Origin of the sequence: Pseudomonas sp. GD04158, from assembly GCF_029834875.1 — a bacterium.
GTDB classification, from domain to species: domain Bacteria; phylum Pseudomonadota; class Gammaproteobacteria; order Pseudomonadales; family Pseudomonadaceae; genus Aquipseudomonas; species Aquipseudomonas hydrolytica.
The window spans coordinates 181,088-203,220 of record NZ_JAODYT010000001.1 but is presented as its reverse complement, the minus strand read 5'-3'; the positions used below and the strand labels follow the sequence as shown (position 1 = coordinate 203,220).

At 65.9% G+C, this 22,133-nt stretch carries 21 protein-coding genes; 8 read left to right on the top strand and 13 right to left on the bottom strand.

Annotation, left to right across the window (positions count from 1 at the left end; all coding sequences use genetic code 11):
• Positions 1 to 70: 70 nt before the first annotated feature.
• The 4 genes from N7333_RS01010 to N7333_RS00995 all read left to right on the top strand — a co-directional run bounded on the left by N7333_RS01010 (position 71) and on the right by N7333_RS00995 (position 4,701).
• Complete coding sequence (locus N7333_RS01010; protein WP_003240374.1) at positions 71 to 457, top strand: DUF2946 domain-containing protein; 387 nt, start codon at positions 71 to 73, stop codon at positions 455 to 457.
• 124 nt (positions 458 to 581) lie between these two features.
• A complete protein-coding gene (locus tag N7333_RS01005) occupies positions 582 to 2,627 on the top strand; it encodes a TonB-dependent receptor (RefSeq protein ID WP_129482963.1) in 2,046 nt (681 codons plus the stop codon).
• Positions 2,624 to 4,054 carry a hypothetical protein gene (locus N7333_RS01000; protein ID WP_129482962.1) on the top strand — a complete coding sequence of 477 codons (1,431 nt, stop codon included), beginning with the start codon at positions 2,624 to 2,626 and terminating at the stop codon, positions 4,052 to 4,054. Before N7333_RS01005 ends, N7333_RS01000 begins: the two co-directional genes overlap by 4 nt.
• A gap of 164 nt (positions 4,055 to 4,218) precedes the next feature.
• Positions 4,219 to 4,701 (top strand): copper chaperone PCu(A)C, encoded by a 483-nt coding sequence (locus tag N7333_RS00995; protein WP_012019643.1) that lies wholly within the window; start codon positions 4,219 to 4,221, stop codon positions 4,699 to 4,701.
• Between the two features lie 123 nt (positions 4,702 to 4,824).
• Here the strand turns inward: N7333_RS00995 and N7333_RS00990 are convergent, their stop codons facing one another.
• The 3 genes from N7333_RS00990 to N7333_RS00980 form a co-directional block, all read right to left on the bottom strand.
• Positions 4,825 to 5,772: an adenosine deaminase gene (locus tag N7333_RS00990; RefSeq protein ID WP_129482961.1), complete on the bottom strand. Its 948-nt coding sequence runs from the start codon at positions 5,770 to 5,772 to the stop codon at positions 4,825 to 4,827.
• Between the two features lie 104 nt (positions 5,773 to 5,876).
• The gene (locus tag N7333_RS00985) at positions 5,877 to 7,232 is read right to left on the bottom strand and encodes an 8-oxoguanine deaminase (protein WP_279858119.1); all 1,356 of its coding nucleotides are present in this window, start codon (positions 7,230 to 7,232) and stop codon (positions 5,877 to 5,879) included.
• A 126-nt stretch (positions 7,233 to 7,358) separates the two neighbouring features.
• Positions 7,359 to 7,709, bottom strand: a complete 351-nt coding sequence (locus N7333_RS00980; protein ID WP_012019640.1) for a MerR family transcriptional regulator — start codon at positions 7,707 to 7,709, stop codon at positions 7,359 to 7,361.
• A gap of 82 nt (positions 7,710 to 7,791) precedes the next feature.
• On the opposite strand from N7333_RS00980, the gene N7333_RS00975 reads away from it, so the two are divergent.
• Positions 7,792 to 8,289 carry a hypothetical protein gene (locus tag N7333_RS00975; protein ID WP_129482959.1) on the top strand — a complete coding sequence of 166 codons (498 nt, stop codon included), beginning with the start codon at positions 7,792 to 7,794 and terminating at the stop codon, positions 8,287 to 8,289.
• A gap of 100 nt (positions 8,290 to 8,389) precedes the next feature.
• Here the strand turns inward: N7333_RS00975 and N7333_RS00970 are convergent, their stop codons facing one another.
• The 7 genes from N7333_RS00970 to N7333_RS00940 all read right to left on the bottom strand — a co-directional run bounded on the left by N7333_RS00970 (position 8,390) and on the right by N7333_RS00940 (position 14,568).
• Positions 8,390 to 9,073, bottom strand: a complete 684-nt coding sequence (locus N7333_RS00970; RefSeq protein ID WP_003240390.1) for an SDR family oxidoreductase — start codon at positions 9,071 to 9,073, stop codon at positions 8,390 to 8,392.
• Positions 9,074 to 9,118: 45 nt separating this feature from the next.
• The gene (locus N7333_RS00965; RefSeq protein ID WP_129482958.1) at positions 9,119 to 9,676 is read right to left on the bottom strand and encodes a DUF922 domain-containing Zn-dependent protease; all 558 of its coding nucleotides are present in this window, start codon (positions 9,674 to 9,676) and stop codon (positions 9,119 to 9,121) included.
• Positions 9,673 to 10,257 carry a YigZ family protein gene (locus N7333_RS00960; RefSeq protein ID WP_096825604.1) on the bottom strand — a complete coding sequence of 195 codons (585 nt, stop codon included), beginning with the start codon at positions 10,255 to 10,257 and terminating at the stop codon, positions 9,673 to 9,675. The genes N7333_RS00965 and N7333_RS00960 overlap by 4 nt, the downstream gene beginning before the upstream one ends.
• Positions 10,257 to 10,919: a TetR/AcrR family transcriptional regulator gene (locus N7333_RS00955; protein ID WP_003240396.1), complete on the bottom strand. Its 663-nt coding sequence runs from the start codon at positions 10,917 to 10,919 to the stop codon at positions 10,257 to 10,259. The genes N7333_RS00960 and N7333_RS00955 overlap by 1 nt, the downstream gene beginning before the upstream one ends.
• A 158-nt stretch (positions 10,920 to 11,077) precedes the next feature.
• The gene (locus N7333_RS00950; protein ID WP_129482957.1) at positions 11,078 to 12,454 is read right to left on the bottom strand and encodes a nucleobase:cation symporter-2 family protein; all 1,377 of its coding nucleotides are present in this window, start codon (positions 12,452 to 12,454) and stop codon (positions 11,078 to 11,080) included.
• A gap of 73 nt (positions 12,455 to 12,527) precedes the next feature.
• Positions 12,528 to 13,328 carry an outer membrane protein OmpK gene (locus N7333_RS00945; RefSeq protein ID WP_012019634.1) on the bottom strand — a complete coding sequence of 267 codons (801 nt, stop codon included), beginning with the start codon at positions 13,326 to 13,328 and terminating at the stop codon, positions 12,528 to 12,530.
• A 322-nt stretch (positions 13,329 to 13,650) separates the two neighbouring features.
• Positions 13,651 to 14,568: a LysR family transcriptional regulator gene (locus tag N7333_RS00940; protein WP_012019633.1), complete on the bottom strand. Its 918-nt coding sequence runs from the start codon at positions 14,566 to 14,568 to the stop codon at positions 13,651 to 13,653.
• A gap of 164 nt (positions 14,569 to 14,732) precedes the next feature.
• On the opposite strand from N7333_RS00940, the gene N7333_RS00935 reads away from it, so the two are divergent.
• The 3 genes from N7333_RS00935 to N7333_RS00925 all read left to right on the top strand — a co-directional run bounded on the left by N7333_RS00935 (position 14,733) and on the right by N7333_RS00925 (position 18,616).
• On the top strand, positions 14,733 to 16,079 hold the full coding sequence (locus N7333_RS00935; RefSeq protein ID WP_012019632.1) for an aspartate aminotransferase family protein: 1,347 nt from the start codon (positions 14,733 to 14,735) through the stop codon (positions 16,077 to 16,079).
• Positions 16,080 to 16,168: 89 nt separating this feature from the next.
• A complete protein-coding gene (locus N7333_RS00930) occupies positions 16,169 to 17,665 on the top strand; it encodes a CoA-acylating methylmalonate-semialdehyde dehydrogenase (protein WP_129482956.1) in 1,497 nt (498 codons plus the stop codon).
• Between the two features lie 123 nt (positions 17,666 to 17,788).
• The gene (locus N7333_RS00925) at positions 17,789 to 18,616 is read left to right on the top strand and encodes an arylamine N-acetyltransferase (RefSeq protein ID WP_129482955.1); all 828 of its coding nucleotides are present in this window, start codon (positions 17,789 to 17,791) and stop codon (positions 18,614 to 18,616) included.
• Between the two features lie 295 nt (positions 18,617 to 18,911).
• Here the strand turns inward: N7333_RS00925 and N7333_RS00920 are convergent, their stop codons facing one another.
• The 3 genes from N7333_RS00920 to groL form a co-directional block, all read right to left on the bottom strand.
• The gene (locus tag N7333_RS00920) at positions 18,912 to 19,205 is read right to left on the bottom strand and encodes a hypothetical protein (RefSeq protein ID WP_237717993.1); all 294 of its coding nucleotides are present in this window, start codon (positions 19,203 to 19,205) and stop codon (positions 18,912 to 18,914) included.
• Between the two features lie 300 nt (positions 19,206 to 19,505).
• Positions 19,506 to 20,210: a lipopolysaccharide kinase InaA family protein gene (locus tag N7333_RS00915; protein WP_129482954.1), complete on the bottom strand. Its 705-nt coding sequence runs from the start codon at positions 20,208 to 20,210 to the stop codon at positions 19,506 to 19,508.
• Positions 20,211 to 20,450: 240 nt separating this feature from the next.
• On the bottom strand, positions 20,451 to 22,097 hold the full coding sequence (groL, locus tag N7333_RS00910) for a chaperonin GroEL (protein WP_003240411.1): 1,647 nt from the start codon (positions 22,095 to 22,097) through the stop codon (positions 20,451 to 20,453).
• Positions 22,098 to 22,133: the final 36 nt, after the last annotated feature.

Below are 22,133 nucleotides of genomic sequence, written 5' to 3'. Positions count from 1 at the left end.
TCCCGTACCAAACGACTGCGGCAACGCACCGCAGTGTCGCGTCGCCATCCTCTGTTTAGAGTCGCGCCCCATGAAACTGGCCCGCAAAGACCGCTCGCTGACCGCCTGGTTGCTGTACTTCAGCATCCTGTTCGGTGCGTTCGCCTGCGCCATCAGCCATGGTCAGATGGCCGGCCTGCAGCTCAGCGGGCTGAGCAGCCAGTACTGCTCGTTCGAGGGCAACTTCGGTGCCGGTGCCGATCTCGACGGCTCCGGCGTGGTGGCGCCCAATCCGGCCACCGGCAGCGGCTGCGCCCTGGGCAGCCTGTTCAGCGCCATCATCCTGGCCGCCTTCTTCGGCTTGCTGGGCTTGCTGGCAGCCGCTCGCAGGCCTGCTGCGACCTGGCTGTTCGTCCCGCATCCGCTTCGCTATCTCTGGCCCTCGGCCAATCCCCGTGCTTCTCCCGCACTGATCTGAGTCGTTCCTGGCGGCCGCTCCTAGGGCCGCGTTGGTTACCTGCGATCAGATAAGAACTGCGCTTGTCGGTGCCTGCAAACCTGCATCCGGGCGGCACCCGACCAGCCGACGTTGGGGGAAATCCATGCGTCAGATGTCCGTATTCAGCCTGCTGGCCGCCAGTGCCAGCCTGGCCACCTGCGCTCATGCCGCGCATATCGAGCTGGAAGACAGCACCGTGGTGGCGCGCGAGCAGCGCGATGCCACCGCACCGAGCATCGCCGAGAAGCGCGCCGAGTTCGCGCGCATTCCCGGCGGTGCCGGCATCGTCGATGCCGACACCTACAAGACCGGGCGTGCGAGCTCGCCGCAGGACGCCCTCGGGCACGCCACCGGGGTCTACATCCAGTCGCGCTCCGGCGCCGAGGAGTCGCGCCTGTCGATTCGCGGCTCGGGTCTGCAGCGCACCTTCCACCAGCGCGGCATCCTGCTGATGCAGGATGGTGCGCCGCTGAACCTGGCCGATGGCAGTGGCGATTTCCAGAGCATCGAGCCGATCGCCCTGGACCACATCGAGGTGATGCGTGGCGCCAATGCCTGGCGCTACGGCGCGGCCAACCTGGGCGGGGCGATCAACTTCGTCACGCCCACCGGCAAGAGCGCGCCCAAGGCGCAGCTGCGCACCGAGGCGGGGAGTTTCGACTACCGCCGCGTCTTCGGCGCCGTCGCCCAGGACTTCGGCGACTGGGACGCCTACCTGAGCGTTTCCGACTATTCCCAGGACGGTTTCCGCGATCACGCCCGTCAGGACAATCAGCGCTACTTCGCCAATATCGGCGGGCGCATCAACGAAAGGCTGTCCACGCGCTTCCACGTCAGCCACGTGGAAACCGACTCGGAACTTCCCGGCAGCCTGACCAAGGCGCAATTGCGGCGTAACCCCGAGCAGGCCGCGTCGAGCGCGGTGACGGGCGACAACAAGCGCGATTTCACGCTCAACCGGTTCGGCAACATCACCACCCTGCAACTCGATGGCGGCCACAGCCTGGAGCTGTCGAGCTTCTACAGCGAGAAGTCGCTGTGGCACCCGATCTTCCAGGTACTGGAGGTGGACAGCGAGGACCTCGGCGTACGCCTGACGCACAAATGGCACAACGCCGAGGGATGGCACTGGAGCGCCGGCCTCGAGGCGCTGCAGGGGCGCAATCAGACGAAGAATTACGTCAATGTTGCCGGCCGGCGCGGCAATCTGGTCGACCGTCAGCTGCAGACTGCACGCAGCCTCAACGCCTTCAGCGAGCTGGAAGTGCCGCTGGCCGAGGACTGGGCGCTGATCGGTGGCCTGACCTGGCTGCACAGCGAGCGGGACGTCGACGACAAGCTCAAGAGCAGCTTCAACTTCGCCGGCTTGCCCAGCGGTTTTCGCGACGACTCCTTCACCAGAAGTTACAGTGCGCGGATTGGCCGGATCGGTCTGCGCCACGAACTGGCCGAGGGCGTGCAACTGTTCGGCAACCTCAGCCAGAGCTTCGAGCCGCCCACCTTCAGCGAGCTGACCGGTGGCGCCATCGTTACCGAGAACGACGCGCAGAAGGCCACCACGCTGGAAGCCGGCATGCGCATCAGCCGGGGCCACCTGGATCTTGACCTGGCTGTGTACCGCAGCGAGGTTCGCGATGAGCTGCTCGGTTATGCCAACCCGCTCAATCCCACCCAGGTGGTCACCACCAACGCCGATCGCACCGTGCACCAGGGTATCGAGCTGGGCGCTGCCTGGCAGCTGGGCAATCTGCTCCTGCGCGGGCATTACCTGCTCAACGACTTCCGCTTCGACGACGATCCCGCCTACGGCAACAACCGCATCGCCGGCGTGCCGAGCCAGTTCCTCAAGGGCGAGCTGCTCTGGCAGCAGGATGGCTGGTATGTCGGCCCGACCCTGGAATGGGTGCCGGTGCATTACGCGGCCGACCATGCCGAGTCGCTGTATGCCGAGGCCTACGCCATCTGGGGCATGAAAGGCGGCTACCGTCCGCGCGAGGGCCTGGGGTTCTTCGTCGAAGGGCGCAACCTTTCCGACAAGACCTACATCGCCACCACCGGCGTGGTGGCCAACGCCAATGGCCGGGATGCCGCGCTGTTCATGCCTGGCGATGGCCGCAGCCTGTACGTCGGCCTGGAGTGGAAGCTGTGACGGCGGCCCTGCAGGCGCTGCCGCGCGCGACCTGGCGTCAGCGCCTGTTGCGGCTGATGCCCTGGCACCGGCGCCTGGCGATGCTGGCTTGCCTCGGGGTGTTCTGCTGGGCCGGCAGCGGCATGCTGCATCCGCTGATGGGCTACCTGCAGCCACGGGCGCAGACCATGGCCGCGCCGCAGCAGGTGGTGCCGCTGGACGACCTGCGCAGTCCCGCGCAGGTGCTCGCCGCTGCGGCCATCGAGCGGGTGCAGGCGTTGCGCCTGCTGGTGCTGGCCGGCGAGCCTTATTATCAGGCGCGTCTGCCCGGCGAACTGCAGCCGCGCTACTGGCATGCGCGCAGTGGCGAGGCCGTCGACCTGACCGCGGCGCATGCCGAAAGCCTGGCCCGGCATTACCTCGGCAGTGAGGAAAGCCTGACCTACGACGGCAGCCTCGGGCACTTCGGCAGCGAATATGCCTTCATCAACCGTCTGCTGCCGGTGGCGCGGGTCGACACCCGGCGCGAGGACGGCCTGAGGCTGTACGTCGATCTGTTCCATGACCGCCTCGGCACCCTGGTGGATCAGCGCAAGGCCTGGTTCAGCGCCTTCTTCCAGACCCTGCACAGCTTTCGCTGGCTGGATGCGGCTGGGCCGCTGCGCCCGTTGCTGATGGCCGTGCTGCTGGCCTCGATCCTGAGCGCGACGCTGTTCGGTATCGCGTTGTTCGTGGCGCGGCGCCGCGCCCGCAGTTTCAGTCGCCGCCTGCATGGCTGGTGGGGGCTGGGCCTGGCTGCGGCCACCCTGAGCTTCGCCAGCAGCGGCGCCTGGCACCTGCTGCACAAGCAGACGGCGGAACCCTGGCCTGCCGCCTACGCGGCGAGTTTCGAGGTGGCTCTGCTGGATCAGGCGCCCAGCGCCGATTGGCTGCTGCGTGGCGAGCAGCTGTTCGGCCTGAGCCTGCTGGAACTGGACGGCAAGCCGATCTGGCGCGCCCAGGGGCAGCAGTTCGGCATGATGCCGACCCTGCACTACCTGGATGCCGCCGGCCGGGAGCTGGATATCGACAGCGCGCGCCGCCATGCCCGTCAGCGTTTCGAACATTACGCCGCTGCGCTCGGCCTGGGCGAGATGCAGAGCCTGACGCTGCAATCGCAGTTCGATCACGAGTACGGCTTCGTCTTCAAGCGCCTGCCGGTGTTCAAGGCCACATACGCCGATGCGAAACGCACCGCTCTGTATATCGATCCGCTGGACGGCGCGCTGGCCAGCCGCGTGCAGGACGCCGACCGCCGCGAGGGCTGGGTGTTCGCCTACCTGCACAAGTGGGAGTTTCTCGCCGGCCTGGGCAATGGCTACAAGCATCTGATGCTGGGCCTGTTTGCGCTGGCGCACGTGCTGCTGGCGCTGGTCGGCCTGAGCCTGCTGCGCCGGAGCGCGCGCTGATGACCGGCCGGCCTGGCGACGGCAATGCGGCACATGCCGTGCTGCGCCGCCCGGCACGGGCCGAGCAGCGCTTGAGCTGCAAGATTCAACACGGCGCCACGGCCCTGGCTGCTGGCGCCGGTTTCATTCAGGCTACGGCCGACTACCGCAAGTGGAGGAACACCATGCTGAAACGAAATCTGCTGTTGGGCGCGCTGCTGGGCATGAGCCTGTTGGCCCAGGCGCACGAGTACGATGCCGGGCAACTGCACATCGAACACCCCTGGTCGCGCGAGATGCCGCCGGTGGCGCCGACCGCCGCCGCCTATTTCGTGGTGCACAACAAGGGCGGCGAGGCCGATCGCCTGCTCGGCGTCAGCACGCCGGTGGCCGGCAAGGCCGAGCTGCACGAGCATGTGCATGCCGACGGGGTGATGAAGATGCAGCAGGTACAGGATGTGACCATCCCCGCCGGTGGCGAGGTGAAGTTCGAGCCCATGGGCTATCACGTCATGCTGTTCGACCTGAAGCAGCAGGCCACGGATGGCGAGCGCTTTCCGCTGACCCTGACCTTCGAGAAGGCCGGCGCGGTCGAGGTCGAGGTGGCCGTGCAGAAGGATGCGCCGCAGGGGCATGATCATGGCGGCCACGGCAAGCACCAGCACTGACGCCGACACATCGGGGCCCGCCCGCTGCGCGCAGCGCACCCTGCCAGGCCGCAGGGTGCGTGGGCGTAGGGTGCGCCGTGCGTACCAGCGGCTGGTCTGCCGGTACGCTCAGCGCATACGGTCTCAGGCCAGCCTGGCGTCCAGACTGTTCTGCGCCAGGCGTCTGGCCTGGTCCTCGCTCATGCCCAGGTGCTCGTGCAGGGCGGCGAAGTTCTCGCCGACGTAGCCGCCGAAGTAGGCCGGGTCGTCCGAGTTCACTGTCACCTTCACGCCACGCTCGAGCATGTCGAGGATGTTGTGCTGGCCCATGTGCTCGAACACGCACAGCTTGATGTTCGACAGCGGGCAGACGGTCAGCGGGATCTGCTCGTCGATGATGCGCTGCATCAGCCGCTCGTCTTCGATGGCGCGCACGCCGTGGTCGATGCGCTCGACCTTGAGCAGGTCCAGCGCTTCCCAGATGTACTCGGGCGGGCCTTCCTCGCCGGCATGCGCCACCGCGTACAGGCCTTCGCTACGCGCCTTGGCGAACACCCGCTCGAACAGGCGCGGCGGGAAACCCTTCTCCGAGCTGTCCAGGCCGACGCCGATAAAGGCGTCGCGAAACGGCATGGCCTGCTCCAGGGTTTTGAACGCCTCTTCCTCGGGCAAATGACGCAGGAAACTGAGGATCAGGCCATGGCTGATGCCCAGCTGCTTCTCGCCGTCGAGCAGGGCCTGGCGGATGCCGCGCAGCACCACCTCGAAGGGGATGCCGCGGTCGGTGTGGGTCTGCGGGTCGAAGAAGGGCTCGACGTGGACGACGTTCTGCGCCTTGCAGCGCTGCAGGTAGGCCCAGGTCAGGTCGTAGAAGTCCTGCTCGCTGCGCAGCACGTTGGCGCCCTGGTAGTACAGGTCGAGAAACTCCTGCAGGTTGTTGAAGGCATAGGCCGCGCGCAGGGTTTCCACGTCGGCCCAGGGCAGTTCGATCTTGTTGCGCTCGGCCAGGGCGAACAGCAGCTCGGGCTCCAGCGAGCCTTCGAGGTGCAGGTGCAGTTCGGCCTTGGGCAGGGCATTGAGCCAGTCGTACATGGTCGGGTCTCGCTATCGGGCTTGGTTGCTGAGGAGTTTAACCCGTAGGGCGGGCGAAACCCGCCAACCAGGCGGTCGGCGGGTGGCGTTGCCTGTCTCGATGCTCAGCCGTTTACCAGTTCCCGCGCCGCCTGGCGGTGATCGGCGATCAGCTGGGCGACGTCCAGCCCTTCGATCTGGCCGTCGATCACCCGCCATTGGCCGGCGATCATCATGCGGTCGGCGCGGTCGGCGCCGCACAGCAGCAGCGCCGAAAGCGGATCGTGGCTGCCGGAGAAGCGCAGCTCGTCCAGTTTGAACAGGGCCAGATCCGCCTGCTTGCCCACCGCCAGTTCGCCGATATCGTCGCGCCCGAGCAGGCGCGCCGAACCGCGGGTGGCCCAGCCCAGGACGCGCTCGGGGGTGATCTGCTCGGCGCCGTAGCGCAGGCGCTGGATGTACAGGGCCTGGCGCGCCTCGAGCAGCAGGTTCGAGGCGTCGTTGGAGGCCGAGCCGTCCACGCCCAGGCCCAGCGGCGCGCCGGCCGCCTCCAGCTCGACGCTGGGGCAGATGCCCGAGGCCAGGCGCATGTTCGAGCTGGGGCAATGACAGATGCCGGTGCCGGCGGCGCCGAGCCGGGCGATCTCCTCGGCGTTGAAGTGGATGCCGTGGGCCAGCCAGGTGCGCGGGCCGAGCCAGCCGACGCTGTCGAGATAGTCCACGGTGCGCAGGCCGAACTGGCGCAGGCAGAAGTCTTCCTCGTCGAGGGTCTCGGCCAGGTGCGTGTGCAGGCGCACGCCCAGCTGCTCGGCCAGTTCGGCGCTGGCGCGCATGATGTCCTGGGTCACCGAGAAGGGCGAGCAGGGCGCCAGGGCGATCTGGATCTGCGCGCCGTCGCCGCGCTGGTGGTAGCGCTCGACCAGGCGCTGGCTGTCGGCCAGGATCGCCTCGCCGCTCTGCACCGTGTGCTGCGGCGGCAGGCCGCCGTCGGCCTCGCCCAGGCTCATCGAGCCGCGGGTGAGCATGGCGCGCATGCCCAGTTCGCGCACGACCTCCACCTGCACGTCGATGGCCTGTTCCAGGCCGCCGGGGAACAGGTAGTGATGATCGGCGGCGGTGCTGCAGCCCGACAGCAGCAGCTCGGCCAGCGCCACCTCGCTGGCCAGCGCCAGCTTCTCGGGCGTCAGCCGCGCCCACACCGGGTAGAGGGTCTTCAGCCAGGGGAACAGCGGCTGGTTGACCACCGGCGCCCAGGCGCGGGTGAGGGTCTGGTAGAAGTGGTGATGGGTGTTGATCAGCCCCGGCAGCAGCACGTGCTCGCGGGCATCGAAGGTCTGCTGGCAGGGGGCGGTCGGTTGCTGGCCGGCGCCGAGCAGCTCGACGATGCGGCCGTCCTCGACCACCAGGCCGCCGGAAGCGTCCTGAGCGTTGGCGGTGAAAACGGCGAGGGGGTTCTTGATCCAGATACGGGTAGCTGCCATTGAGCAGGCTCCTCTGAGGTTGAGTTCAGGTAGCCAGCTCAGTGTTGACCCTGTCTGCTGATCCAGGTTCGTCGCGGGTGACGTGCGGCGAAGATAACTGACCTTGGGGTCAGCACGCAATCCGCGTCAGGCGCGCAGCGGGCAGGTGGTGGCCAGGCGCTGCAGCAGCTCGTTTCGCAGTTGCTGCAGCTCGTCGATGCGGCGCTCGATCAGTGCCAGTTTGTCCTGCAGCAGTTGAGTCACGGCGTGATCCGGGTCGTCGGTCTGCCACAGGCCGCCGACATGCTGGCTGATCTCGCCCAGGCTGAAACCCAGGCGCTGCGCGGTCTTGATGTAGGTGACCAGTTGCACCATCTCGGCGGGGTAGTCGCGGTAGCCGTTGGCGCTGCGCCGTGCCGCGATCAGCCCGCGTTGCTCGTAGAAGCGCAAGGTGTCGCGGCTCACGTCGCAGGCTTCGGCCAGTTCTCCGATTCGCATCGTTTCACTCGGTTGGGTGTTGACCTTGGAGCATACTCCAGGCCTTAGCCTGGGTGCTCCTTCAATGACTGGAGCAACACCCATGTGGACTCCCGAACACTATCGTCGCCTGGTACGGGCCAGCGGCTGGTACGACCTGCTGGTGACCGCCGCCTTCGTCACGCCCTGGAGCTTCATGGCGCTGCACGGCCTGCTGCAAAGCCTGCATCACGGCCTCGGCCTGCCCGGCGCGCTGCCGCCATTCGAGCCGATGCACATGCTGTTGGGCAACCTGATGGGCTCGATCATCTGCGTCTGGTCGGTGCTGCGCATCCGCGATCCGCAACAGGCGTTCGGCCGCTATGACGCGGCCGGTCGACTGTTGTTCGCCACCTGGCAGATATACGCCCTGATGCAGGGCGCGACGCCACTGATCGCGATCTTTCTGTTCTTCGAACTGGCCTGGGGCGTGGCGCAGTTGTGGCCGGTGAGAACCTCGTCCTCCGGTCCCAGTGCCTCGGCCGCCATGCCTGGCCCAGCGATGCCGGTGCATACCGAAAGGAGTGCAGCCATCGACGCTACGGCGTCCGGCAGCAGGTAGCGGCATATCGGTGCCGGTAGCGACGTAGGATTTCGCTGTATTGCTCCGTCGCCGGAGCGCGGAGCCATGGTTGCACGCGGGCCGATACTAGCTGTGATGCCTACCAGGGCAGCGCATTGCCTTGATAGTCCAGGTAGCGCAGGCCTGGTTGGCCGACGGCGGCGCCGATCTGTTCGACCATGCCCTTGCAACTGCTGGCGATGTCCAGTGGTGCGTCGGCGCCGCCCATGTCGGTGCGTACCCAGCCCGGGTGCATCAGCAGGACGCCGAGTTGCGGATTGTCCTGATCGCGCACGAAGCACTGCACCAGGTGGTTGAGCGCGGCCTTGCTGGCACCGTACAGCGGCATGCCCAGGCCGGCGCCGGCCTCGATGCTGCCGAGGATCGAACTCATGAACACGATCAGCCCATGCTCGGCGGCCAGGTTCGGCAGCAGGCGCTCAGCCACGCGCAGCGGAGCGACGGCGTTGGTCAGGAACAGCTGGCCCATTTCTTCGGCGTTGGCCTGGGCGGTGCTGTGGTGTGCGGGGCCGGCCACCCCGGCGTTGACGAAGATGACGTCGAAGCGCTGACCGCTCAGGCGGACGGCAAGCTGCTCGAGGCTGCTCGGGTCGGTCATCTCCAGTTGCTCTACGCGTACACCGGGCAGTGCCTGCAGCGCTGGTTGCGCGGCGCTGCGCACGGTGGCGGTAACGGCCCAGCCCTGGGCGGCGAACTCACCGGCCAGGCCAAGGCCGAGGCCGCGTGATGCACCGATGATCAGAATGGAACGGGGTGCAGTCATTTCAGGCTCCATGACGTATGAGAGAGGCGCATCAGCATAGCGCACTTAGTCCGTCAGCCAGGCGCCCTGGCTGCGGCCATGGCCGGTGTCCCGGTCGTAGCGTCGCTCGTCCTGCACATGGCGCTGCAGCACGGCATTGGCGCGCTGGTTGGCCTGGCGCTGCAGCTCGTTGCAGCTGGGATACTCGGGCGTATCCAGCAGCACGGCGTCGATCTCGGCGGCCGCCGCCTGACCGATGTGGTAATGGCCCAGCTCATGCTCGCGCAGCGCGGCCAGATACTGCTCGAAACGCTGGCGCTGCTGGGCATCGCCGCCGGCGAGGCGCGGCAGGGTGATCTCGGTGTCGAGACGGGTGCGGGTCAGGGTGATGCGGCAGCGGCCGTCGCGCTCCTCCTGCCACCAGAAGCGCCAGTCCACGCGCCAGCGGGTGTAGCCATGGAACACCTGGCCCTGCTCGCGGATGGGGGAGGCCTGCGCGAGCGCCTGGCTCAGCGATTCGCCGCTGTGAAGGTGGGCGTCGTAGTAGCGATAGTGCAGACGGTCCAGCACCTCGGCCTGCGCCGCGCTCGCCAGCACCAGCAGAAGCAGCAGGGCCTGTTTCATGGGCTGTGCAACCGCTCGCGGCCACGGCTGACGTCGCCCAGCAGTCGCTCCAGCGCCTCGCGCTCGGCAGGCGCGACGGCCAGTTGCAGACGCGCGCCGGTGGCGTCGTAGTCCTCGCGTTCGATCAGGCTGTCGAACTCGTTCAGGCGTGCCTTGAACAGCGCCAGCTCGGCGAACTGCAGGTGGCAGCCGAACGCCTGACGCAGCACCAGCTCGCGCCGCTCGCCCGCCTGCAGACATTTGGCCGCGCTGCCGCCATAGGCGCGAGCCAGGCCGCCGGTGCCGAGCTGGATGCCGCCGTACCAGCGGATCACCAGCACCACCACCTGGTCGCAATCTTGCCCCTCGATGGCGGCGAGGATCGGCCGGCCGGCCGTGCCGCCGGGTTCGCCGTCATCGTTGAAGCGGTACTGGTTGCCCACCTTCCACGCCCAGCAGTTGTGCGAGGCGCTCGGGTCGCCGTGGCGTTCGATGAAGGCCTGCGCCTCGGCGGCGCTGGCGATGGGCGCGGCGAGGGCGAGGAAGCGGCTCTTGCGGATTTCCTCGCGGTACTCGCAGGGCGCGGCCAGGGTAAAGGCCATCAGGGCTTGGCGGGCGGCGTCAGGCCGCAGCCCTTGAGAATGATGTGGATCAGGTTGTCGCCGGCGGCTTCGAAGTCCTGTTTGGTCAGACGCGAGCGACCGGTGACGCGGCAGATCTGCGAGGCGAAGTCGGCGTAGTGCTGGGTGCTGCCCCACAGCAGGAAGATCAGGTGCACCGGGTCGACCGGGTCCATCTTGCCGGCGGCGATCCAGGCGTCGAACACCGCGGCGCGGCCGCGGAACCAGTCCAGGTAGTTCTGGTTGAAGTACTGCGACAGGCAGTCGCCGCCGCTGATCACTTCCATGGCGAAGATGCGCGAAGCCTTCGGCTGACGGCGGGAGAACTCCATCTTGGCGCGGATGTAGCGCGCCAGCGCCTCGGCCGGGTCGTCGTCGACGCTCAGGGTGTTGAAGGTGCTGTCCCACAGTTCGAGGATGTTGCCGAGCACCGCCAGGTACAGGCCCAGCTTGTTGTTGAAGTAGTAGTGCAGGTTGGCCTTGGGCAGACCGACGTTCTGCGCGATGGTGTTCATGCTGGTGCCCTTGAAGCCGTGGCGGGCGAATTCTTCTTCGGCGGCTTGGATGATGGCTTCTTCGTTCTTCTGGCGGATGCGTCCGGCGGGCTTGCCGCTGGCGCTATGGGCGGGGACTTCGAAGGTCATGAGGCGGTTCCGGACTGATCGTGGGGCTCGGCGCCTGCACAGATACCCCAGCGCCGCTCGGGTGACAAGCGCCGAACGCGCAAAATGGCCCGGGAAATGCCGTTGGTGCCTTTGTTGCACCAAGGCCGTGCACGGGAAGGGGCCCGTGCACGGAAAACTCAGACCCTCTGGGCCTGCTCGGAGGTGGTGACCTCAGGCTGCTCCAGCGGCAGCAACAGGGTCATGAGGATGGCAGTCAGGCCGCCGCTGGTGATCGCCGAGCCGAACAGGTTCTGCACCAGGGTCGGCATCTGGCTGAGCAGCTCGGGCTGGCTGGAAACGCCCAGGCCGATGCCGAAGCTGGTGGCCATGATCAGCAGGCTGCGCCGGTCCAGCGGCGCCTGGGCGAGGATGCGAATGCCGGCGGCGGCGACGGTGCCGAACATCACCAGGGTAGCGCCGCCCAGCACCGGCTTGGGGATCTGCTGGAGAATCGCGCCGAGCACCGGGAACAGGCCGAGGATCACCAGGATCGCGCCGATGTAATAGCCGACGTGCCGGCTGGCCACGCCGGAGAGCTGGATCACGCCATTGTTCTGGCTGAAGGTGGTGTTGGGAAAGGTGTTGAACACCGCGGCGATCAGCGAGCTGATGCCGTCGCCGAGCACTCCGCCCCTGATCCGCTGCAGGTACTGCGGCCCCTTGATCGGCTGTCTGGAGATCATGCAGTTGGCGGTCAGGTCGCCGGTGGTTTCGATGGCGGTGATCAGGTAGATCAGCGCCACCGGGACGAAGGCCATCCAGTCGAAGTCGAAGCCGTAGCGAAAGGGCATCGGCAGGCTCACCAGCGGCAGATCGGGCAGCGGCTTGGGCACCAGCACGCCGCTGAACCAGGCGGCCAGCGAGCCGACCAGCAGGCCGATGATGATCGCCGACAGGCGCAGCCAGGCGTTGCGCAGGCGGTTGAGCGCGATGATGGTGACCAGCACCAGGGCGCCCAGGGCCAGGTTGATCGGCGCGCCGAAGTTCTCGGCCTTGGCGCCGCCGCCGACATCGGTGATGCCGACCTTGATCAGGCTGACGCCGATGATGGTGATGACGATGCCGGTCACCAGCGGCGTGATGACGCGCTGCAGGTGGCCGATGAAGCGGCTCAGCACCATCTCGATGAAGGCGCCGAAGAAACACACGCCGAAGATCATCGCCAAGATGTCGTCCGGGCTGCCGCCGCGTGCCTTGACCATCAACCCCGCGGCCAGTACGGCGCTGAGGAAGGCGAAGCTGGTGCCCTGCACGCAGATCATCCCGGCGCCGATGCCCAAAGGCCGGCGCGCCTGGATCAGGGTGCCGACGCCGGACACCATCAGGCCCATGCTGATCAGGTAGGGCAGCTGTTCATGCAGGCCGAGCACGCCGCCGATAATCAAAGTCGGCGTGACGATGCCGACGAAGCAGGCGAGTACATGCTGCAAGGCGGCGAAGAAGGCCGGTAGCGGCGCCGGACGGTCGTCCAGGCCGTAGAGCAGTTCGGAGCTGGGTTGCGATTGACTGGTCATGGGGGCATTCCCGTGGTGAGTCTGGAAGTGGCTGCAAAACGCCGACCAGCCTGTGCCGGTCGGGCGCCGTGGGTCAGAAATGCACTTTCAGCAGCAGGCTGGCGGTGTTCTGGTTGGTGCTGAAGGCCGCCGAGTCCTGGATGCCGTACTTGTCCTTCCAGTAGCTGTACTCGACCCCGACGTAGAACTGCTTGTCGCCCCAGTCCATGGCCTTGCCCAGGTCGTACTTGATCTGCGGGTTGATGTGGTAGTTGCTGTGATAGCTGGCGTCGTTGTCCACCACCCAGTCGATGTAGCCGTCGATGAGGATGTCCGACTTGCCCGCCGGCAGGGTGTAGGACCAGCTCGGGGTGACCTGCCAGACGCCGCTGCCATCGGGTTTGCCGTCACCGTCGCGGTCGGCGCGGTTGCCGTCGGGCTGGCGGTAATAGAAGTTCAGCTTGAAGAAGTTGAAACCGGGTATGGCTAGGTCGAAGCCGGGGCCGAGCAGGTAGGCCTCGGTCTCGTCCTCGCCGAACTCGTAGGTTGCGGCCAGCAGCACGTCCTTGATCGGCCCGAACGACAGGTCCTTGCCCAGCAGCTTGCCGAACGACAGGCGCGGGCTCAGCTCACCGTAGAAACTGCGCGAATCCCCGGCGCCGTTCTGCGCGCCGTTGAAGAACTTCTGGTCGACGAAGAAGAACACATCGCCCCAGCTCCAGCCGCTGGCGTGCTCGAAGGTGAGGGTCTGCTGAATCGCCGGCTCCACCTTGAAGTTCTTGCCGTAGAGGTAGGAAAGGCTGTTGTTCTGCCAAAGCAGCGGGCCATCGGCCTGGGCCTGGGTCGCCAGCAGCAGGCTGCCGGCGGCGAGCAGGGTCGCGCGAGTAGGGTTCATCTGGGCTCCTGAGATCAGCGTGTTTTTCTAGTTTTCCTGGCCGTGTGGTCAGGTCGCTGCTCAAGTGCAAAAAGCTGTCCAACTGATCAGCTTGTGCGGAAGATTGTGTTCAGCCCTGGCGAAAGCCTTGTCGCATCAACTGCATACGATCTTTCGTGACATGGTGTTCATTTTCTGTTGCTGGCGCCCGGGCAAGGCGTCGCCCCGCGATAGGGCGGCCTGCACTCAAGTGGAGCTTCGTTCATCGGGCAGGAGCCGGCCTGCCGGCGATGCGTTGAGCGCGCACGCCGGCAGAGCTGTAGGCGCAGGCGAGTTGGCCCGATCAGGATTCGGCCAGCGCCTCGAGAAAGCTCTCCAGCACCAGATGCGCACGGCGCCCCTTGCGCGTTACTGCCGCCAGGCTGAGGTCATAGAAGCGGCTGGCGGGCTTGAGCGCGCGCAGCCGGCCCTGCTGCACCCAGGCCTGGGCATAGTGATCGGGCAGGTAGCCGATATAGCGTCCGGTGAGGATGAGAAAGGCCATGCCCTCGCGATCCGAGGCGCTGGCGGTGCAGTTGAGCAATTGATAGTGGTGCTGCACCTCGGGCGGCACGCGGAAGGTCGGGGCGATGGCCTCCTGGGCGTTGAGGCGCTCGTCTTCCAGCTGCTGGTCATCGACGTAGAACAGCGGATGGCCCACCGCGCAGTAGAGCAGCGAGCGTTCGCCGTACAGGGTCTGGTACTCGAGGCCGGACAGCGCGCCGACCTGCGGCACCACGCCGACGTGCAGGCGGCCGTCGAGCACGCCCTGTTCCACCTCCGAGGGTGGCGTCATGCGGATGTGAATGCGCACGTCCGGCCCCTGCGCCTTGAGCCGCGCCAGGGCATTGGTGATACGCATGTGCGGGATGGTCACCAGGTTGTCGGTCAGGCCGATGTTCAGCTCGCCGCGCAGGTGCTGGTGCAGGCCGTTGACCTCGGTGCGAAAGCTCTCCAGCGCCGCCAGCAGCTGCAGGGTGCTCTGGTACACCTCGCGGCCTTCCTCGGTCAGGGCGAAGCCGGCGCGGCCGCGCTGGCACAGGCGCAGGCCGAGGCGTTGTTCCAGATCGCTCATCTGCTGGCTGATGGCCGAGCGGCCAATCCCCAGGGCACTTTCCGCGGCGGAGAAACCGCCGCACTCCACCACGCTGCGAAACAGCTTGAGCAGGCGGATTTCAAAGTCGCTGACCTGGGCCAGCGGGTCGGGACGGCGGCTGCTCATTTGTTTAGTAAGCCTTGAACTGAAGGTAAGAAGAGTGCTGTTTTACTGACTCTATGCTCGTGGCACCTTGTCTGCAACTACCCTGTAGGAGCCGGCTTGCCGGCGCTGATCGCCCCGCAAGCGGGCTCCTGCACCCAATTGCCTGCCCGAGTGAGGCTACTCCGATGAACATGCCGCAGACCGCAACCCCGTCCCTGGCCAGCCAGCTCAAGCTGGATGCGCACTGGATGCCGTTCTCCGCCAACCGCCAGTTCCAGCGCGACCCGCGCATCATCGTCGGCGCGGAAGGCAGCTGGCTCACCGACGACCAGGGCCGCAAGATCTACGACAGCCTGTCCGGCCTGTGGACCTGCGGCGCCGGCCACTCGCGCAAGGAAATCCAGGAGGCCGTGGCCAAGCAGCTCGGCACCCTCGACTATTCGCCGGGCTTCCAGTACGGCCATCCGCTGTCGTTCAAGCTGGCCGAGCAGGTCGCCGACCTGATGCCGGGCGAGCTCAATCACGTGTTCTTCACCGGTTCCGGCTCCGAGTGCGCCGACACCGCGGTGAAGATGGCCAAGGCCTACTGGCGCCTGAAAGGCCAGGCCTCCAAGACCCGCTTCATCGGCCGTGCCCGTGGCTATCATGGCGTCAACATTGCCGGCACCTCGCTCGGTGGCATCGGCGGTAACCGCAAGATGTACGGCCAGCTGATGGATGCCGACCACCTGCCGCACACCCTGCAACCGGGCATGGCCTTTACCAAAGGCATGGCCGAAACCGGCGGCGTGGAGCTGGCCAACGAACTGCTCAAGCTGATCGAGCTGCACGACGCTTCCAATATCGCCGCGGTGATCGTCGAGCCGATGTCCGGCTCGGCCGGCGCCATCGTGCCGCCGGTGGGCTACCTGCAGCGCCTGCGCGAAATCTGCACGCAGCACAACATCCTGCTGATCTTCGACGAAGTGATCACCGGCTTCGGCCGCATGGGCAAGTGGAGCGGCGCGGAGTTCTTCGGCGTGACCCCGGACCTGATGAACGTCGCCAAGCAGATCACCAACGGCGCCATCCCGCTGGGCGCGGTGATCGCCAGCAGCGAGATCTACAACACCTTCATGCAGCAGCCGTCGCCGGAGCACATGATCGAGTTCACCCACGGCTACACCTACTCGGCGCACCCGGTGGCCTGCGCCGCCGGCCTGGCGACGCTGGAGCTGCTAAAGCGCGAGAACCTGATCCAGCAGTCCGCCGAGCTGGCGCCGAAGTTCGAGGCCGCGCTGCACGGCCTGAAAGGCACCAAACACGTGGTCGACATCCGCAACTGCGGCCTGGCCGGCGCTCTGCAGATCGCCCCGCGTGACGGTGACGCCGTGATCCGTCCGTTCGAGGCCGGCATGGCCTTGTGGAAGGCCGGTTTCTACGTGCGCTTCGGCGGCGACACCATCCAGTTCGGGCCGACCTTCAACGCCAGGATGGAAGACCTCGACCGCGTGTTCAACGCCGTCGGTGATGTGCTGAACAAGTTGGACTGACCTTTTTGTCTCCCCTCTACCGCTTGCGGGAGAGGGGCCGGGGGAGAAGGCGTCTCTCCCCAGCACCCGATTTCTTGATGGAGAACCCCATGAGCCATATCCCCCACCTGATCAACGGCGAACGTGTTGCCGGCAACGAGCGCAGTGCCCCGGTGTACAACCCGTCCACCGGCGACTCCACCTCTGCCGTCGGCCTGGCCGACCGCGCCACCATGCAGCTGGCCATCGACGCCGCCAAGGCCGCCTTCCCGGCCTGGCGCAACACGCCACCGGCCAAGCGCGCGCAGATCATGTTCCGCTTCAAGCAGCTGCTGGAGCAGAACGAGAACGAAATCGCCGCTCTGATCAGCGCCGAGCACGGCAAGACCATCGAGGACGCCATCGGCGAACTCAAGCGCGGCATCGAGAACGTCGAGTTCGCCTGCGCCGCCCCGGAAATCCTCAAGGGCGAGTACAGCCGCAACGTCGGCCCGAACATCGACGCCTGGACCGACCTGCAGCCCATCGGCGTGGTGGCTGGCATCACCCCGTTCAACTTCCCGGCCATGGTGCCGCTGTGGATGTACCCGCTGGCCATCGTCTGCGGCAACTGCTTCATCTTGAAGCCCTCCGAGCGCGACCCCAGCTCCACCCTGTTCATCGCCGAGCTGGCGCACCAGGCCGGCCTGCCCAAGGGCGTGCTGAACGTGGTCAACGGCGACAAGGACGCGGTCGATGCGCTGATCGAGGCGCCCGAGGTCAAGGCCCTGAGCTTCGTCGGCTCGACGCCGATCGCCGAATACATCTACAGCGAGGGCACCAAGCGCGGCAAGCGCGTGCAGGCCCTGGGCGGCGCCAAGAACCACGCAGTGCTGATGCCCGATGCCGACCTGGACAACGCCGTCAGCGCGCTGATGGGCGCGGCCTACGGTTCCTGCGGCGAGCGCTGCATGGCCATCTCCGTGGCCGTGTGCGTGGGCGACCAGATCGCCGACGCGCTGGTGGAGAAGATCGTCCCACAGATCCAGGCGCTGAAGATCGGTGCTGGCACCTCCTGCGGCCTGGACATGGGCCCGCTGGTCACCGCCGCTGCGCGCGACAAGGTCAAGGGCTACATCGACGCCGGCGTGGCCCAGGGTGCCAAGCTGGTGGTCGACGGTCGCGGCCTGGTGGTGCCGGGTAACGAGAACGGCTTCTTCGTCGGCGGCACCCTGTTCGACCGGGTAACTCCGGACATGACCATCTACACCGACGAAATCTTCGGCCCGGTGCTGTGCATCGTCCGCGTTGGCAGCCTGGAAGAAGCCATGCAACTGATCAACGACCACGAGTACGGCAACGGCACCTGCATCTTCACCCGTGACGGTGAAGCCGCGCGCCTGTTCTGTGACGAGATCGAAGTGGGCATGGTCGGCGTCAACGTGCCGCTGCCGGTGCCGGTGGCCTACCACAGCTTCGGCGGCTGGAAGCGCTCGCTGTTCGGCGACCTGCATGCCTACGGCCCGGACGGGGTGCGCTTCTACACCCGCAAGAAGGCCATCACCCAGCGCTGGCCGGCGCGCAAGAGCCACGAGGCGGCGCAGTTCGCCTTCCCCAGCAATGGCTGAGTGAGCTGCAGCGTTGAATGAGAAGGCCGGTCGCAAGATCGGCCTTTTTGCTATCGGCCCTATGCATATCTCCCATCTGCCGCCTCTGGTACAACAGCCGGCAGGTAGAAAGGGAGAAACACCATGACCGAAGCATTCAAGCTGGATCTGCACACGTATCTTGGGCGCCTGGACTACTCGTCGGCGCCGCCAGCGACCCTCGACACCCTGCGCGAGCTGCAGGCGCGGCACACCGCCGAATTCCCCTTCGAAACCCTGGCCAGCATGCTGCGTGTGCCGGTGCAGGTCGAACCTGCCGCGATCCAGGACAAGCTGCTGCGTCAGGGCCGTGGCGGTTACTGCTTCGAACTCAACCGCCTGTATCTGCTGCTGTTGCAGGCGCTGGGCTTCGACGCGCGCGGGCTGACCGGCCGCGTGGTCATGGGCGGCCCGGAAGATGCCCTGCCGGCGCGCACCCATATGCTGGTGCTGGTGACCATCGATGGCGTGCGCTACATCAGCGACGTCGGCTTCGGCGGCATGGTGCCGACCGGCCCGCTTTTGCTGGATAGCGAGGCGGAGCAGGCCACACCGCACGAACCCTATCGCCTGTCGCTGGTGGACGGCACCTATACCCTGCGCGCCCTGGTGACCGGCAGTTGGCGGGCGATGTACGTGTTCGATCTGCAGAAGGTGGCGGATATCGATTACGTGGTGGGCAACTGGTACGTGTGCACCCATCCGGACTCACCTTTCCTTGGCCAGATGATTGCCGCGCGCACCGGGCCAGAGCTGCGCAAGACGCTGAACAACGGCAGCTTCGCCATCCACCGCCTGGGACAGGCGAGTGAGCGGGTGCAGTTGCAGAGTGTCGATGAGGTGCTGAGGGTGTTGCGCGAGGAGTTCGGCATTCGGGTGCCGGAGCATCCTGAGCTACGGCAGATCGTTGAGCGGTTGATCGCGGGGGCGTGAAGGCAAGGCCGCAGATATCACCACGCTCTCGTAGGAGGGGGGGCAGCCGCAAAAGTCTCAGGAAGCCTCGAAGGCCCGCTGAGATTGCTGAAGGACCACGATCAGTTCCCCTCTCCCGCTTGCGGGGCGTAAGCGGAAACAGCGAAGCACTGCTTCGCCCGCTGAAGCGCCCTTAGCTCTGCGAAGGGCTGGGGCGCAGGGCGGGGGCTAGGGGAGAGGGCGCCTTTGCTTTTTGCATTTCGATGCTGCTTTTGCGTTGCCGGTGATTAGGGTTGGCCCTTTTGGCAAGCGCCGCTTACTGCTCGCCTTTCATCGCGCCGCTGAGGCCGAACATCAGCAACAGCAGATTGGCGTCCGGCTTCACGGCAGGCTGGATCTGCTTGCGCAGGGGGGCGTTGGGGCAGTGCTGTTCGGTCTTGCAGTCGTGTCCGTCCACGACGCGGGGGCCCGGTTCCTGCCAGGCGGCGGCGGCGATTGCCGTTACGCTGAGGGCGAGGCCAAGGAACAAACCTCGTGCTGTTTCTAGTTTCATCTTGTTAACCCCTTGAAAGCGCTGCCAAACGCTGTTCGCTAAACCTAGATCACTCATCGCCTAGTCGTTGCCTCGTGCGACGAACGGTCATCGAGCATGGCTGGCACCCGCCGGGGCTGTGCTGTGACACGGGCCGGATCGGTTGGTTCCATGGTGGTTCGGGTAACGTTTCAACGTCACCTTCGGTGCCTGTTACGCACAGGCTGTAACAGCCGGCCTTGGCGGACGAAGTTGCGTGCAACTCGCTTCGCTATCTCGCGCAAGGCGCGAGATAGGGCCACTTCCTGGTGGGGGGATTGCGATGCCCGCCGCTGGGGCGGAGGAACGAATGCCGGCGCTGGACCGGCGTGCGCATTATTAGGCAAGAGCTGTGCCCAGGCCGCGGGCGCCCTCGGCGAAAACGGCGCGGTAGCCTTGCAGCAGTTGTTGCCAGTCCTGCTCGGACCAGGGGCTGTGGCGTCTGAGCTGGCGCAGGTCATGGCGCGCCGCGCGCACCCGGCTCAGGCGTCGACGGCTTTTTTCCAGATCGAGCAGGGCGACCTGCGGCTGTCCCTCTTCAAAGCGTACGAACACGTGCTTGGCGTACAGGCAGCCATGCTGCCAATGGCCGAGGTGCATGCGTGCCAGGGTCGCGCCGATCTGGTGCAGCAGTTGGCTGTGTTGGGTTTCGTCGCACTGCTCGCGGCCGCCTTGGGCGTACCAGCTGTCGATATCGGTGAAGCCCTGCAGTTCCGCGGTGACCAGCAGGCCGCGCCAGCCCTGTTGCGGGTCGTGCTCGACGCCGCAGTAGACGAGTTGTGGCACGGGTACGCCGAGCGCTTCCAGAGCCAACAGGGCGTTGCGTTCGCGCAGTACGGTAGGACGGCCCTGGGGATGCAGCAGGCTGCGGTAGATATGGCCGATCTGGCGTTTGGCGTAGAGCACGCCGCTCTGGTCGAGCAGGCGTTGCACGCCGCTTTCGCCGCCGCGCCGGGCGTTGGGTGCTTCGACCCAGTCGCCTTGCTGTTGCCACCAATGCTGGAATGCCTGCTGTGAAAGATCGTTCGCGGTGCTCAGGGGCATGTTGTTCTTCTTATGTTTGTTTTTAGGGATGCGCTTGGCGCTCACCTGCTGAAATGGCGCTAAGCCGTTCAGGGTTGTAACAAAACATAAGCAAACAAGGTGCCTGAGTCCACCCTCAATGTCCTTGGGGCATCTGACCGGCGCCGAACGGTAGCCCGCTATGGCCGTCAGGAACGGCCGCGCATAAAAAAACCCCGCGACTAGCGCGGGGTTCTTCGTACTGCGTGGGAGCCGGTCGGCTTACATCATGCCGCCCATGCCACCCATACCGCCCATGCCGCCCATGTCAGGCATGGCCGGAGCCTTGTCGTCAGCCGCTTCGGCAACCATGGCCTCGGTGGTGATCATCAGGCCGCCGATGGAGGCAGCCGCCTGCAGCGCGGAACGGGTGACCTTGGCCGGGTCGAGAATACCCATCTCGATCATGTCGCCGTAGGTGTCGGTCGCGGCGTTGAAGCCGAAGTTGCCCGAACCCTGCTTGACCTTGTCGACCACTACGCTCGGCTCGCCGCCGGCGTTGGCAACGATCTGACGCAGCGGCGCTTCGACAGCGCGACGCAGCAGAGCGATACCGACGTTTTGGTCTTCGTTGTCGCCCTTCAGGCCTTCGATGGCCTGCAGAGCGCGCACCAGAGCCACGCCACCGCCAGGTACCACGCCTTCTTCCACTGCAGCGCGGGTAGCGTGCAGGGCGTCTTCAACGCGGGCCTTCTTCTCTTTCATCTCGACTTCGGTGGCAGCGCCAACCTTGATCACGGCAACACCGCCGGCCAGCTTGGCCAGACGCTCTTGCAGCTTCTCTTTGTCGTAGTCGGAAGAGGTTTCTTCGACCTGCTTGCGGATCTGCGCAACGCGGGCTTCGATGTCGGCCTGGGCACCAGCACCATCGATGATGGTGGTGTTGTCCTTGTTCAGCACGACGCGCTTGGCGTTACCCAGGTGCTCCAGAGTGGCGCTTTCCAGGGACAGGCCAACTTCTTCGGAGATCACGGTACCGCCGGTCAGGATGGCGATGTCCTGCAGCATGGCCTTGCGACGGTCGCCGAAGCCCGGCGCCTTGACGGCAGCGACCTTGACGATGCCGCGCATGTTGTTGACGACCAGGGTAGCCAGGGCTTCGCCTTCGACGTCTTCAGCCACGATCAGCAGCGGACGGCCAGCCTTGGCAACGGCTTCCAGAACCGGCAGCAGTTCGCGGATGTTGCTGATCTTCTTGTCGACCAGCAGCAGCAGCGGGCCTTCCAGCTCGGCAACCATGGTGTCCGGCTTGTTGATGAAGTACGGCGACAGGTAGCCGCGGTCGAACTGCATGCCTTCTACGACGGACAGTTCGTTTTCCAGGCCCGAGCCTTCTTCAACGGTGATCACGCCTTCCTTGCCGACCTTGTCCATGGCTTCGGCGATGATGTCACCGATGGAGTTGTCGGAGTTGGCGGAGATGGTGCCGACCTGAGCGATGGCCTTGGAGTCGGCGCACGGCTTGGCCAGGTCTTTCAGCTGAGCAACGATGGCGCTGGTGGCCTTGTCGATGCCGCGCTTCAGATCCATCGGGTTCATGCCGGCTGCAACGGACTTCAGGCCTTCGTTGACGATGGCTTGAGCCAGAACGGTAGCGGTGGTGGTGCCGTCACCGGCAGCGTCGTTGGCCTTGGACGCGACGTCCTTGACCAGCTGGGCGCCCATGTTTTCGAAGGCGTCTTTCAGTTCGATTTCCTTGGCAACCGACACACCGTCTTTGGTGATGGTCGGGGCGCCGAAGGATTTGGCCAGCACCACGTTACGGCCTTTCGGGCCGAGGGTGGCTTTGACGGCGTCGGCCAGTACGTTGACGCCTACGAGCATTTTCTTGCGGGCGGAATCGCCAAACTTGACTTCTTTAGCAGCCATTTTGATCAGTCCTCAAATTCTTGAAGGTTTAAACGG

Coding starts and splice junctions, on each gene's coding strand:
- N7333_RS01010 (WP_003240374.1), top strand. CDS start 71: ATGAAACTGGCCCGCAAAGACCGCTCGCTGACCGCCTGGTTGCTGTAC.
- N7333_RS01005 (WP_129482963.1), top strand. CDS start 582: ATGCGTCAGATGTCCGTATTCAGCCTGCTGGCCGCCAGTGCCAGCCTG.
- N7333_RS00995 (WP_012019643.1), top strand. CDS start 4,219: ATGCTGAAACGAAATCTGCTGTTGGGCGCGCTGCTGGGCATGAGCCTG.
- N7333_RS00990 (WP_129482961.1), bottom strand. CDS start 5,772: ATGTACGACTGGCTCAATGCCCTGCCCAAGGCCGAACTGCACCTGCAC.
- N7333_RS00985 (WP_279858119.1), bottom strand. CDS start 7,232: ATGGCAGCTACCCGTATCTGGATCAAGAACCCCCTCGCCGTTTTCACC.
- N7333_RS00980 (WP_012019640.1), bottom strand. CDS start 7,709: ATGCGAATCGGAGAACTGGCCGAAGCCTGCGACGTGAGCCGCGACACC.
- N7333_RS00975 (WP_129482959.1), top strand. CDS start 7,792: ATGTGGACTCCCGAACACTATCGTCGCCTGGTACGGGCCAGCGGCTGG.
- N7333_RS00970 (WP_003240390.1), bottom strand. CDS start 9,073: ATGACTGCACCCCGTTCCATTCTGATCATCGGTGCATCACGCGGCCTC.
- N7333_RS00965 (WP_129482958.1), bottom strand. CDS start 9,676: ATGAAACAGGCCCTGCTGCTTCTGCTGGTGCTGGCGAGCGCGGCGCAG.
- N7333_RS00960 (WP_096825604.1), bottom strand. CDS start 10,257: ATGGCCTTTACCCTGGCCGCGCCCTGCGAGTACCGCGAGGAAATCCGC.
- N7333_RS00955 (WP_003240396.1), bottom strand. CDS start 10,919: ATGACCTTCGAAGTCCCCGCCCATAGCGCCAGCGGCAAGCCCGCCGGA.
- N7333_RS00950 (WP_129482957.1), bottom strand. CDS start 12,454: ATGACCAGTCAATCGCAACCCAGCTCCGAACTGCTCTACGGCCTGGAC.
- N7333_RS00945 (WP_012019634.1), bottom strand. CDS start 13,328: ATGAACCCTACTCGCGCGACCCTGCTCGCCGCCGGCAGCCTGCTGCTG.
- N7333_RS00940 (WP_012019633.1), bottom strand. CDS start 14,568: ATGAGCAGCCGCCGTCCCGACCCGCTGGCCCAGGTCAGCGACTTTGAA.
- N7333_RS00935 (WP_012019632.1), top strand. CDS start 14,733: ATGAACATGCCGCAGACCGCAACCCCGTCCCTGGCCAGCCAGCTCAAG.
- N7333_RS00930 (WP_129482956.1), top strand. CDS start 16,169: ATGAGCCATATCCCCCACCTGATCAACGGCGAACGTGTTGCCGGCAAC.
- N7333_RS00925 (WP_129482955.1), top strand. CDS start 17,789: ATGACCGAAGCATTCAAGCTGGATCTGCACACGTATCTTGGGCGCCTG.
- N7333_RS00920 (WP_237717993.1), bottom strand. CDS start 19,205: ATGAGTGATCTAGGTTTAGCGAACAGCGTTTGGCAGCGCTTTCAAGGG.
- N7333_RS00915 (WP_129482954.1), bottom strand. CDS start 20,210: ATGCCCCTGAGCACCGCGAACGATCTTTCACAGCAGGCATTCCAGCAT.
- groL (WP_003240411.1), bottom strand. CDS start 22,097: ATGGCTGCTAAAGAAGTCAAGTTTGGCGATTCCGCCCGCAAGAAAATG.